We start from the raw sequence: 13510 nt of genomic DNA, 5'->3' as shown, positions 1-13510 counted from the left end.
ATTAAATCACAATCCTAAATCAGATAATCCGGGATGATCGTCAGGGCGACGGCCTAAAGGCCAATGAAATTTTCGTTCAGACTCTTTTATTGGAAGATCATTAATGCAAGCATAGCGGTTATACATCAAACCCTCTTCATTAAATTCCCAATTTTCATTACCATATGAGCGAAACCAATTGCCAGAATCATCACACCATTCATAAGCATAACGAACCGCTATCCGATGATCAGTAAACGCCCATAGCTCCTTGATCAGTCGATATTCATGCTCTTTTTCCCATTTTCTGGTTAAAAATTCTTGAGCTTCCTTACGGCTGTGAACAAATTCAGAACGATTACGCCAATTAGTATCCAATGAATAAGCTAATGATACTTTCTCAGGGTCACGGCTATTCCAGCCATCTTCAGCCAAACGAATTTTTTGAATAGCAGTTTCCCGGGTAAATGGGGGTACTGGCTGGCGAATTTCTTTTATATCAGACATGTTGTCTCCTCATTAAATTTTCCATTAATTCACATTGCATTCACTTAATAATACTTTTGCAATATTCATTGCATCTAAAACACAATTCTTGTCACTCATTACATGAGCCATGGTAATAGCACCTTCTATCAAAAGTAGAAATTTCCTGGCTAAATCTACTGATGAGTCTGGCGATATTTCTTCACAAATAGAGAGAATATAAGTAAAAACTTTCTCTTTATGCTCCTTAGCAATGATTCTCACCGGATCATCAGGATTAAGGCGTTCACCAGATGTATTGATAAATGCACATCCTCTGAAATCATCACTTTCAAACCATGTTTGTAATACCAGAAAAATATTTAATAATTTTTCTTTAGGCGTATTATATTCGGCGATTGATGAGGTAAACCACCGCATCCAGCGTTCATCTCGTCGGCGAAGAACCTCTTCGACCAACCCATCTTTCGTACCGAAGTAACGATAAATTGTCTTACGTGAAGAACCTGTGGTACGCGTTATAAGATCAATACCTGTAGCAGAAATCCCCCTTGTATAAATCAATTCCTCTACCGCATCCAACATGTTTTCCCTGATGTTGGGCACCTGCTCACCTTCCATGCCTTTTAGGGTAGAACGATCGTTCTCCATAGTCAACCTCTTTACTAAAAAAATAGATTTAAATTGTTATCTCTATGATTTTAAAACAATTATAATATTTCCCACCTTTTCCATCAAAGGTACTCATTTCCACATAATAACGACTTTAAATAAAGAAAAATCACGAAATAATATTAAGTTTCCTACTACTGTTTCTTGCTAAGATATATCAGTAAAAAATAGAATTATTTATTAAGCATAGGCGAATAATATCATTAAATTATTTTCATAGAAAACTTATAATAATTTATCGCATCTCTTTATTGTAAATAATTTTTAATTTAAATATTTGATAATATTATTAGTTAATATCTTAAAACGCCACCAATAATCAAAATGAGAAATATAAAATGAAGGGCGAATATCCGCCCTTCTATCAGCCACCCGCTAATTTAACTGTCATACCTTTGGCTTCAAGTAATTGTTTCAATAAGTCTCTTTTATCGCCTTGAATTTCTATTTCGCCATCCTTTACTGAACCCCCACAGCCACATTTTTTCTTTAATTCAGCCGCCAGTTTGATCAGTGCCTGATCATCAGTATCAATGCCAGTAATTACGCAGACCCCCTTTCCTTTACGACCACTGGTTTGGCGCTGAATACGTACAATACCATCACCTTTTGGCCGCGGAGGTTTAACCGCTTCTTCCTGAATACGGCCTCCGTCCGTAGAATAGACCAGGCGCGAATTATTATCTTGCATTAATAAGCTCCTGCAATGGATTGATTAATTTGACGCAATGCCGCAGCAGGATCAGCTGCACGAGTAATCGGGCGCCCGATAACCATATAATCAACACCAGCCAATACCGCTTGTTCTGGTGTCATGATACGACGCTGATCACCCGCATCACTGCCTGCCGGACGAATTCCCGGAGTGACTAATTGGAAATCCTGACCGCAAACCTTTTTCAGTTGCTGAGCTTCATGAGCAGAACACACTACACCATTCAGCCCACATTCCTGAGTCAGTTTTGCCAATCTTTCAGCCTGTTGCGCTGGCGTAATATTAATACCAATGTCTTGCAGATCCGATTGTTCCATGCTGGTTAATACAGTGACAGCTATTAATAATGGCGCATCATTACCATAAGGTAGCAGCGCTTCTTTCGCAGCAGTCATCATTCTGGCACCACCACTGGCATGTACATTGACCATCCAAACCCCGATTTCAGCCGCCACCGCCACCGCTCTGGCTGTAGTATTGGGAATATCATGGAATTTTAAGTCCAGAAATACTTCAAAACCACGTTGGTGTAACGATTTAACAAACTGAGGACCATTAAGGGTAAACATCTCTTTACCCACTTTCAAACGGCAATCCTGTGGATCAATTTTGTCGGCAAAAGCCAATGCAGAATCTTGGTTGTCGTAATCTAAAGCCACAATTACAGGCGAGTTAATCTGTTTACCGAATGATGTTAAGGTATGTGATGTCATTTTTTAACCTTTTTAACCAACAAAGAAATATTACTGTGACACTGTCACTGACCATCCAATCCACGAATAGGTTTAATAGAGTCCCATAAACGACATGATGGGCAATGCCAATAAAGTGAATGAGAAGTAAAGCCGCATTTATGGCAACGATAATCGGGTTTGGTCCGAATTTGTTCACCAACCATGTCCCTCAGCAAAACAATACTTTCTTTCGCTCGGCCCTCTTCTGCTTCAGCCAGATGGTAATCCATCAGACGACAAAACAAGCGCATTGTCGGATGACGTTTCAGTTGATGGTTGATATAGATTTGCGCGACCTCATGCCCTTCTTTCTGCTCAATAATATCAGCCAGCATAAGCTCAGCAGTTGCACCACTATTCTCTTCCACACAACGTCTCAGGAAATTTTCCCATTCATTACCCTGATTCAGATGCTGATAACACTCCCGGAGCATGGGTAATGATTCACTGACAAGTTCTTTATCCTGCTCAAGAACAGATTTCAAAGAATCTGCCGCTTTGGTGTATTCCTGCTGGGCCATAAATAGACGTCCCAGCATAATAGAAACTCTGGCGCAATTTTTATCGGCTTGAACAGCTTTATTGAGATAACCAATAGCCTCATCAAGATCATCACCACTCATTTCTTGCAAAGCCAGTTCGCAATAAAAATGGGCAATTTTTTGTCGTAACTCATGTTTACCGGATTTAACTAATTTTTCAGCAATATCAATCGCTTTTTTCCAATCACTAGTTGCCTGATAAATAACCAGAAGCGATTGAAAGGCATTTTGCCGAAACTCTTTTTCAACCACCAACTGAGAGAACATATTTTCAGCGCGATCATATAAACCCGCTGACATATAATCACGACCTAGTTGTTGAATTGCGAGTAGACGCTGCTCAAACGTCAGAGATGCACTTTCTATAAGCGATTGGTGAATACGGATAGCTCGCTCTACTTCCCCTCTGGAACGGAACAGATTCCCCAAAGTCAGGTGAGCTTCAAAAGCGGAACTGTCCTCTTTTAGCATTTCAAGGAACAGATCCACGGCTTTATCCTGCTGGTTTGACAGGAGAAAGTTAACCCCGGCTACATATTCCCGAGACAAACGATCAGCATTTTGTTGCTTATCCTGTTGAGCACTTCTGCGCCCCATATACCAACCATAAGCAGCGGCCACGGGAAGCAACAGAAACAGCAGCTCTAACATAGGAGTTTATTCCCTGTTAAGTATAGGTGATGAATGAGCAACTGGAAGCTCCAGTTGTGCTTCCAATCTCTTAATCTTGCGTTCTGCCCTTGCTAATGACAAACGAACACGAAGATAGAATAATCCACAAATAACCCAGCCTAACACTAAACCACTAGCAAACAATACGGCCAAAAGTGTAGATACCGAGTAATCCCCTTTAGCAATCAGATAGTTAAAAGTAACAACCTGATCATTATTTGATCCAAGGGTCACAGAGATGATAAAGATCACCAATACCAGTAATAAAATCAGAAAATATTTCACATTTTTTCCTGTTATCTATCGTTGCTCGGATATTATGCCAAATAACCGGCATAACGGCTCGTTAAATTAGCATTTCCAGTCTGGACAAAGGAAGCAATTTATCACGATAAATGCCCCTTTCAGCGTTTTCTTAATGCCTTCTCATTAACTTAGTGTAAATAGGAAGCAATTACATATTAAGACCTTATTTGAAGTGAGGACGTTATATACCCTTCATCTTTCAAGTTGCTGCCTTGTTGGCTGCTTGCATTTACCCCAGTCACATCGTTATCTATGCTCCTGGGAATGTGTTCACTTGCCGCCGCGCTGCAAATTGAAATCTATTTTGGGTCTAGGTACTTATAATCGTTAATTAAGCGCCATTTTTCTGTGAGATAGCACATAACCATCACCAATGTCGCACTAATTAACGTTGACATCATAAGATCTTGCGGCCAATGCATACCTAACGCCATCCTGCTAATCAAAACACTGACCACCCATATCGTCACTATTGAGGATAAAATATAACGGCAACGAGGCAGCAATAAAATCAGTGTTACTACAACAATAGGCTTGATGAATTGATTCATGTCTGATACTAAATACTTTTATGTACATTTTAGAACTCTGCTTATAGCTTAACATACTGATGTTATAACGCTTACTTACATATAATTATTTAAAAATTTCCACAGATAATTTTTTACAAATATGGCAAAATATATACACGTTATAACCAGAGAAAATCTCCTATGCAGTTTCAGCTGATTTCCCAGACCAGTATTGTTTTTCTTTATCTATTTTTACAATGAGTCTGAATCAACATATGAAAAATAAAATGCAATTAAAACGAGTATCTGAAGCTAAATTACCCACGCAATGGGGTGACTTTTTAATGGTCGGTTTTGAAGAAATTGCCACCGGACGAGATCATGTCGCCTTGGTATACGGTAATATTTCTGATAATGAACCTGTTCTCTCCAGAATCCATTCAGAATGTCTGACAGGTGATGCCCTATTCAGTTTACGTTGTGACTGTGGCTTTCAACTTGAATCAGCCCTTGCTCAGATCGCGAAAGAAGGGAGAGGTATATTACTTTATCACCGACAGGAAGGCCGTAATATTGGCCTGATAAACAAAATTCGGGCCTATGCTTTACAGGATCAAGGAATAGATACCGTAGAAGCTAACCATCAGTTAGGTTTTGCCGCCGATGAACGTGATTTCACTTTATGCGCAGACATGTATAAATTGTTGGGAGTTAATGCTATTCGTTTGCTGACAAACAACCCTAAAAAAGTAGAAATTATGAACGAAGCAGGTATTAACATTGTGGAACGCGTTCCGCTAATTACCGGGCGTAACCCTAAAAATGCTTATTATCTGGATACCAAAGCCAAAAAAATGGGGCATTTATTACCTAAAGATATTACCTAAGAACTTTAAATTGTTTTTTCACTCACTTAAACAAGCAAAGACGACGCCAATATCAGCGCCGTCTTTATACCGTGTAAAAATTATTTCAACATATGACGGATAACATAATGCAAAATACCGCCATGACGGAAATAATCCAATTCAGTCCCGGTATCAATACGACATCGAGCATTAACAATTTCCTTGCGTCCATCAGCATAAGTCATTTTTACCGACACAGTTTGACCCGGCTTGAGATTATTCATCCCTTCAATATCAATCGTCTCATCACCTCTCAGATTCAACGTCTTACGGTTTATACCCTGAGTAAACTCTAGCGGTAATACCCCCATACCAATCAGGTTCGAACGGTGAATACGTTCAAATGATTCCGCAATAACCACCCGAACTCCCAATAACCGGGTTCCTTTCGCAGCCCAGTCTCGGCTCGAACCAGAACCATATTCTTTACCCGCAATCACAACTAATGGTATTTTTTCTTGCTGATAACACATGGCCGCATCATAAATCGCTAACTGTGTCTGTGATGGTATATGACGGGTATATCCTCCTTCTACGCCAGCAATCATTTCATTACGGATACGGATATTAGCGAAAGTGCCACGCATCATAACTTCATGGTTACCACGTCTTGATCCATAAGAGTTAAAATCTTTAGGAGCAACGCCATGCTCCTGAAGATAACGCCCTGCTGGGCTGTCAGCTTTGATATTTCCCGCAGGAGAAATATGATCCGTGGTTACAGAATCCCCAAGAATAGCCAGTATATTTGCGTCATGAATATCCGTTATAGCTTCCGGCTCTACTGTCATATCACTAAAGAATGGCGGGTGACGAATATAGGTAGATTCAGGCTGAAAGTCATAAGTTGCAGAACTTGCGACTTCCAGTAACTGCCATGTCTCATCACCATCAAATACTTCGGCATATTCTTTGTGAAACATGTCGGTTTTAACTTTATCAACAGCTTCAGCAATTTCTTTTCTGTTAGGCCATATGTCTCTCAAATAGACATCATTACCTTGCTGATCCTGACCAATCGGTTTTTTAGTCAGGTCCTTTTTCATACTGCCGGATAAAGCATAAGCCACAACTAATGGCGGTGATGCCAGCCAGTTAGTCTTTATCAGAGGATGAATACGACCTTCAAAGTTTCGGTTGCCAGAAAGGACCGCACCGACAGTCAGATCGGCTTGCCTAATTGCAACTTCAATAGGTTCAGGCAATGGCCCAGAGTTACCAATACAGGTTGTACAGCCATAACCGACCAGATTGAAACCAAGTTTCTCCAGATATGGCATAAAACCCGCCAGTTCAAGGTAATCAGTTACCACTTTCGAACCCGGTGCCAGTGAGGTTTTTACCCATGGCTGGCATTTTAGCCCCCTCTCAACCGCTTTCTTCGCCAGCAAGCCAGCGGCCATTAGAACACTAGGATTAGATGTGTTAGTACAGGATGTAATCGCGGCAATCACGACAGCACCATCTTCTAACTCATACATGCGGTTATCCAAATTAACCGGTGCGGAAGCGACTTTCCCCTGAGCTTTATTCATCTCCAGATCAATGGCTGACTGAAATGCCTGTGGTACTCGCGCTAAAGCGACGCGATCCTGTGGGCGTTTAGGCCCTGCAAGACTGGCTTCCACTATCGACATATCCAATTCGAGACTACTGGTAAATATCGGTTCATCACCTGGATTTCTCCACAATCCTTGGATCTTAGAATATACTTCAACCAGAGCAATCTGCTCTTCTGTACGCCCCGTCAAACGCATATAACTCAGGGTAATATCGTCTACCGGAAAGAAACCACAAGTTGCCCCATATTCTGGTGACATATTGGCAATTGTTGCCCTGTCAGCCAATGGCAGGTCAGCTAATCCATCACCATAAAATTCAACAAATTTCCCGACTACGCCATGCTTACGCAACATCTGAGTCACGGTCAGCACTAGGTCTGTCGCTGTAATACCTTCGCGCAACTTGCCAGTAAGTTTGAAACCAACGACATCAGGGATAAGCATGGAAACAGGTTGCCCTAACATAGCCGCTTCCGCTTCGATACCACCCACACCCCATCCCAAAATACCAAGGCCATTGATCATTGTGGTATGAGAATCAGTACCAACCAAAGTATCAGGATAAGCCAGCTCTCTGCCATTATGCATTTCATGCCAAACTGTTTTACCCAAATACTCCAAATTTACCTGATGGCAGATCCCTGTTCCTGGCGGTACCACACGAAAACGATTAAATGCTTTTTGTCCCCAGCGTAGAAATAAATAGCGTTCATAATTACGTTCCATTTCTAATTGAACATTTTGTTCAAACGCATTTTCCGTACCAAATTTATCCACCATAACTGAATGGTCAATAACCAAATCAACAGGCGACAGCGGATTAACCTGTTCAACATCTCCACCAAGGCGCAGAATGGCTTCCCTCATAGCGGCTAAATCAACAACAGCAGGCACACCAGTAAAATCTTGCATTAATACACGTGCTGGCCGGTAAGCAATCTCCCTATCTGCATGGCCTGTATTTTGCCAATCAATAATAGCTTTTAAATCATCAACAACAACAGAATTGCTATCAATATTGCGAAGAAGATTTTCCAGAAGAACTTTCATTGACTTAGGCAAGCGGGAAATATCACCTAAATGTTTAGCAACCAGTGGTAAACTGTAATAATCATACTCTTTACTTGCAGTGGAAAGTGTTGAAACACAAACCTTTTTCAAATCAAACGACATAACTCCTCCTTCTTATTATGCTGGTATATACCTGTTATCTTTCAAGTTGCCTCTTTGTTGGCTGCGCTCCCTTGCCGTCGCGATCCATCTTGAAATCTATTGGGTATAACTTAAAGCCATCTTAACGATGATGACATAAATTAAACATAACATATAAGCAGGTATTTATTTTTTATTACCACACAATTTGTCAATTCAGCGTATCTATCATAATTTCAGTAATAAATTTTGATAATTTAGTCAGGTAAACAATCGAATGATAATCGTATAGAATTCGTTTTCCATCAAATTGGATTTAAATGATTAATTAAAAGAATAAGGATAAATTATGGATATGAAAAACTCAATTACAAATCACCAGGAACATATCGAAAAAATCAATGAAGCCAATAAGTTCTTTCACATTGATGAAGCTTATTTTAATATAGAGAACACAAACAAATATAATGAAAAAGATGGTTTGGTGCAATTCATTGTAGCAACACAATTATCTGATCAAAAAGACGTTTTAGAAAAAACCAATAGTTTAAGTCAGACATTGATTGCCTTATCCTCCATCGTCACTAATTATGTAAATAAATATGCAGAAAAGCATGGAGAGCAATATAAGACAGATATGGCATTCTGGAGTAAAGCAGTAAGCAAACTGCCTTTAATGGGTACTAACAAAGTTGAGTCTAAAAGCTACACAGATTCATTAAATGGTTTAAGTATTTCAAAAAGTTTCCTGCATTTTATTATGAATGTTGTTGTATTTGAAAATACAGATATGCTGGCAGATTTCTCCCATTTTCTTACAAAACAAGGAGAAACGATTCGTTTAGGTATACGGAAAAATAAAGGCTTCTATTCTACTGTAACGTTGGCAATTGCCATCGATACCTTAGTTGTAGGAGAGAAAACCGTGTATATTCCTAAATTGAAGCTTTACCAAGTTAATTTTGATAGCAGTAATGCAAACTTTTTATCAAGTTGTGCTTCTAATGAAAATGTCAATGTTGATTTCAAATATTCATCTTTAGTATCGGTATTCGACTATGAAGCTCTCGATCATCCCGATGTTAAAGCCAGTTTTGATAATTTTATTAATAAGCAAAGAAAAACATCAATAGAAGAGTCAGATGATTTCTTCAGTGGTGAATTTGACGCACTCTGATAAATAAATTCCGGGAGATAACGGCCATCATTATCTCCCTCACCTTTTACTACACAATGGGTAACTTGATATCTTTGAACATGGCTTCAATATCTTCATTTGAACGCAAAGCAACAGCCTGATCAACAACATCACGCGTCAAGTGAGGTGCAAAACGCCACATAAAATCATACATATAACTGCGCAAGAAACTACTGCGACGAAAACCTATCTTAGTTGTGCTATAGCCAAATCTCTCACGCATATCAATGCAAATAAGATCTTTATCCTGTATCGGATCAACGGCCATACTCGCAATAACCCCCACACCTAATCCCAATCGGACATAAGTTTTGATCACATCGGCATCAGTAGCTGTGAAAACAATTTTAGGCTTTAAGCACACTTTATCGAATGCAACATCTAATTCAGAGCGGCCAGTAAAACCAAATGTATAAGTGACCAATTGATAATTAGCCAATTCTTCAATTGAAACATTCTCTTTACCCGCCAACGGATGATCTGGTGTAACAACTAATGTCCTATTCCAATGGTAGCAAGGTAACATTATCAGATCTTCGTACAAATGCAGTGCTTCAGTTGCGATAGCAAAATCAGCGTTCCCTTTACATACAGCTTCCGCAATTTGCGTTGGCGATCCCTGATGCATATGCAAAGAGACCTGCGGATAACGTTCAATAAACCCTTTAATTACCGGAGGTAATGCATAACGAGCCTGTGTATGGGTAGTGGCAATATATAGTGAACCACGATTTGGATAAGTATGTTCACTAGCAACTGACCGTATTGCATCAATTTTGGACAATACTTCACGGGAAATTCGGACAACCTCTTCACCTGCGGGAGTAACGTGCGTCAGGTGTTTACCACTACGGGAAAAAATCTGAATACCTAACTCATCTTCAAGCATCCTAACCTGTTTACTGATCCCAGGTTGAGACGTATACAGCCCTTCAGCTGTAGATGAAACATTAAGGTTGTGGTTTACCACCTCCACAATATAACGAAGTTGTTGTAATTTCATATAAGTACCATCCCAGAATAAACGCTGTGAACAATTATGACTTAAAATTTGGCCTGATATTGCTGTTTGCTATTTATTATAACTAATAGAAATAATTTTATCGTCGCATATAACCACTATAACACGATTATATATTTATATAACGAATAATTGAAAAATCATAATGAAAGTTATAGCTGTATTTCAATTCAAATATTTTAAGATTCTGTTGATAGATGAAAAAAGCCAACCTAATAAGGTTGGCTAATAGAAGAAAATGACTTCTTTTTGAGAAAAAAGAGAGGGTTAATTCTCTCAATAATTGTTACTTTTTATCTTTCTCAATCCATTTTCCATCAACATAGAACACGCTCCACCCCGTTGCCTTGCCATTTTTCTCTGAAGAAGCATATTGCTGTTTAGTTTTACGACTGAAACGGATAACAGTTTTATTACCCTCAGCATCAGCCACAGGCGCATCAGCCAGATAACGTAATTTTTCCGGCAGGCGGTCTTTGAAGAGAGCCAATTCTTCTACCAATGGTGCCCTCGTTTCCCTAGATTTAGGGAAAGTATTAGCAGCGAGAAATACACCGGCAGCGCCATCACGCAATACAAAATATGCATCAGACTTTTCACAAGGCAACTCTGGTAATGGTACGGGATCTTCTTTTGGTGGAGCGACTTCTCCACTACGCAAGATTTTACGGGTATTTTTACACGTTTCGTTAGTACAACCCATGTATTTACCAAAACGTCCCATTTTTAGGTGCATTTCAGAACTACATTTATCACATTCAATAATCGGGCCGTCATACCCTTTAATGCGAAACTCACCTTCTTCCACTTCATAGCTATCACAAGCAGGGTTATTACCACAGACATGCAATTTACGTTGGTTATCGATGAGATAGCTGTCCATTGCTGTACCGCATTTTTTACAACGGCGGCGAGCACGCAACGCGTTTGTTTCCGCTTCATCCCCTTCCAAAATATTGAGAATTTCATTTTCAGGAATAAGGTTGATCGTCTGTTTGCAACGTTCTTTCGGTGATAGTGCATAACCCGAACAACCCAGGAAAACCCCCGTAGTTGCAGTTCGAATTCCCATAGGACGATCGCAAGTCGGGCACGCAATGGACGTTATCACCATAGGATTAGGCCGCATCCCCCCATCTTCCGGGTCTTTATTTGCGACGTCTAGCTGTTCACTAAAATCAGTGAAAAACTCATCCAGAACCCCTTTCCATTCCGCTTTATTACTTGCAACCTGATCAAGCTGATCTTCCATCCGTGCGGTAAAATCATAACTCATCAGCTCGTTGAAATTTTCCTCCAGCCGATCAGTAACAATCTCACCCATTTTCTCCGAGTAAAAGCGACGGCTTTCGACCCGAACATAACCACGATCTTGAATCGTAGAGATAATAGAAGCATAGGTAGATGGACGACCAATACCGCGCTTTTCCAACTCTTTAACCAAAGATGCCTCACTGTAACGTGCTGGTGGTTTGGTAAAGTGCTGGCTCGGAATCAGTTGTTGTAAGTCAAGTTCAGTACCAACCTCAACAATAGGCAATGTGTGATCTTCATCACCTTTACGCAACGCAGGCATCACTTTTGTCCAGCCGTCAAAACGTAATGTACGGCCTTTAGCTCTCAGCTCAAAATCATCAGCTTGTACGGTCAGCGTCGTGGAATCGTATTTTGCCGGTGTCATTTGACAAGCAACAAACTGACGCCAAATAAGCTGATAAAGCTTTTGTGCATCGGCATCCATATCTTTCAGTTGTTCAGCCACGACATCAACACTGGAAGGACGAATCGCTTCATGCGCTTCTTGTGAATTTTCTTTACTGCTGTAGGTATTCGCTGCTTTCGGTAGGTATTTGTCACCAAAATTATCACTGATATAACCACGAACCATATCCAGCGCATCCTGACTCAGGTTAGTTGAGTCAGTACGCATATAAGTAATATGTCCAGCCTCATACAAACGCTGAGCCATCATCATGGTCTTTTTAACACCAAACCCTAAACGCGTACTGGCAGCTTGTTGCAATGTGGATGTGATAAACGGCGCACCAGGTTTACTGGATGTCGGGCGATCTTCACGATCAATAACCTTATAGCGGGCTTTTTCCAGTAAAGATACGGCAGCCTGAGTTTGTTCACTATTGACTGGCTTAAACGGTTTACCCCGTTTATGACTCACTTCCATATGCAGTGAAATTTCACCTTTCGCCAGCAAATCAGCATGTAACTGCCAATACTCTTCTGGTACAAATGCTTTAATTTCACGCTCTCTTTCTACAACAAGACGCACTGCTACGGACTGCACACGACCAGCAGAAAGCCCTCTCGCAACTTTTTTCCACAACAGTGGAGAAACCATATAACCAACCACCCGATCCATAAAACGACGGGCTTGTTGGGCATTTATCCGGTCAATATTCAATTCACCCGGCTTATCAAACGCCTGCTTAATAGCGTTTTTAGTAATTTCGTTAAAAACAACCCGGCTAAAACGATCACTATCGCCACCAATCACCTCTCGCAAGTGCCATGCAATGGCTTCTCCTTCACGGTCAAGATCCGTTGCGAGATAAACATGATCTGCTTTTTCAGCTAGTGATTTCAGCTCTGCCACAACTTTCTCTTTACCTGGCAAAATCTGATAATTAGCTTCCCAGTCGCGGTATGGATCAACCCCCATACGGTTGACTAACGCCGCTTTCTCATCCTTTTTAACTTTCTTCTTAGACTTATCGCTAGATGAGTTTGAACTCTTTTGGCTGGCTGAGCCACTGGTCGGCAAATCACGGATATGACCGACGCTGGATTTCACCACGTAGTCACTTCCCAGATATTTATTGATTGTTTTGGCTTTTGCCGGGGACTCCACTATTACAAGAGCTTTACCCATAGTTATCTTTACCTAGTTATCTTTTCAGATGATGGAATTCACAGAGCCATATCACGGTATTTAAAACCTCTTTTTATATTGCGATAGATTCTCAATATATCAACTTATTTTTATCCAGTTGATTTGCCCGAACTCAAAACACGTTGAATTATCTAAGGTATTTT

12 protein-coding genes are annotated in these 13510 nt (G+C 40.3%); 2 read left to right on the top strand and 10 right to left on the bottom strand.

Annotated elements, in window-relative coordinates:
- Nucleotides 1–6: 6 nt before the first annotated feature.
- From AM629_RS01155 to AM629_RS25165, 7 genes are all read right to left on the bottom strand, one after another.
- Nucleotides 7–477 carry a nuclear transport factor 2 family protein gene (locus AM629_RS01155; RefSeq protein WP_200905747.1) on the bottom strand — a complete coding sequence of 157 codons (471 nt, stop codon included), beginning with the start codon at nt 475–477 and terminating at the stop codon, nt 7–9.
- Between the two features lie 33 nt (nt 478–510).
- Nucleotides 511–1116, bottom strand: coding sequence for a TetR/AcrR family transcriptional regulator (locus AM629_RS01150; RefSeq protein ID WP_054475346.1), 606 nt, complete (start codon nt 1114–1116; stop codon nt 511–513).
- A gap of 385 nt (nt 1117–1501) precedes the next feature.
- Nucleotides 1502–1828, bottom strand: a complete 327-nt coding sequence (gene yciH, locus AM629_RS01145; protein WP_054475345.1) for a stress response translation initiation inhibitor YciH — start codon at nt 1826–1828, stop codon at nt 1502–1504.
- Nucleotides 1828–2565, bottom strand: a complete 738-nt coding sequence (gene pyrF, locus AM629_RS01140) for an orotidine-5'-phosphate decarboxylase (RefSeq protein WP_054475344.1) — start codon at nt 2563–2565, stop codon at nt 1828–1830. The genes yciH and pyrF overlap by 1 nt, the downstream gene beginning before the upstream one ends.
- A gap of 44 nt (nt 2566–2609) precedes the next feature.
- Nucleotides 2610–3779, bottom strand: coding sequence for a lipopolysaccharide assembly protein LapB (gene lapB / locus AM629_RS01135; protein ID WP_054475343.1), 1170 nt, complete (start codon nt 3777–3779; stop codon nt 2610–2612).
- 6 nt (nt 3780–3785) lie between these two features.
- Entirely contained in the window at nt 3786–4085 is a 300-nt protein-coding gene (locus AM629_RS01130) for a LapA family protein (RefSeq protein ID WP_054475342.1), read from the bottom strand.
- 320 nt (nt 4086–4405) lie between these two features.
- Nucleotides 4406–4657 carry a phosphatase PAP2 family protein gene (locus AM629_RS25165; protein WP_072161779.1) on the bottom strand — a complete coding sequence of 84 codons (252 nt, stop codon included), beginning with the start codon at nt 4655–4657 and terminating at the stop codon, nt 4406–4408.
- A 248-nt stretch (nt 4658–4905) separates the two neighbouring features.
- Between AM629_RS25165 and ribA the strand changes: the two genes are divergently transcribed.
- Nucleotides 4906–5505: a GTP cyclohydrolase II gene (gene ribA / locus AM629_RS01125; protein WP_054475599.1), complete on the top strand. Its 600-nt coding sequence runs from the start codon at nt 4906–4908 to the stop codon at nt 5503–5505.
- Between the two features lie 80 nt (nt 5506–5585).
- Here ribA and acnA read toward each other — a convergent pair whose 3' ends face one another.
- Nucleotides 5586–8261, bottom strand: coding sequence for an aconitate hydratase AcnA (gene acnA / locus AM629_RS01120; RefSeq protein ID WP_054475341.1), 2676 nt, complete (start codon nt 8259–8261; stop codon nt 5586–5588).
- Between the two features lie 328 nt (nt 8262–8589).
- Between acnA and AM629_RS01115 the strand changes: the two genes are divergently transcribed.
- On the top strand, nt 8590–9417 hold the full coding sequence (locus tag AM629_RS01115) for an Evf family palmitoylated virulence factor (protein WP_054475338.1): 828 nt from the start codon (nt 8590–8592) through the stop codon (nt 9415–9417).
- A gap of 49 nt (nt 9418–9466) precedes the next feature.
- Here the strand turns inward: AM629_RS01115 and cysB are convergent, their stop codons facing one another.
- The gene (cysB, locus tag AM629_RS01110) at nt 9467–10441 is read right to left on the bottom strand and encodes an HTH-type transcriptional regulator CysB (RefSeq protein ID WP_054475337.1); all 975 of its coding nucleotides are present in this window, start codon (nt 10439–10441) and stop codon (nt 9467–9469) included.
- A 304-nt stretch (nt 10442–10745) separates the two neighbouring features.
- Nucleotides 10746–13346 carry a type I DNA topoisomerase gene (gene topA, locus AM629_RS01105; protein WP_054475336.1) on the bottom strand — a complete coding sequence of 867 codons (2601 nt, stop codon included), beginning with the start codon at nt 13344–13346 and terminating at the stop codon, nt 10746–10748.
- Nucleotides 13347–13510: the final 164 nt, after the last annotated feature.

The sequence above is a fragment of the Photorhabdus heterorhabditis genome, from assembly GCF_001280945.1.
Taxonomy (GTDB): Bacteria; Pseudomonadota; Gammaproteobacteria; order Enterobacterales; family Enterobacteriaceae; genus Photorhabdus; species Photorhabdus heterorhabditis.
The sequence above is the reverse complement of the archived record's forward strand: the minus strand, read 5'-3'. Positions and strand labels throughout refer to the sequence as shown.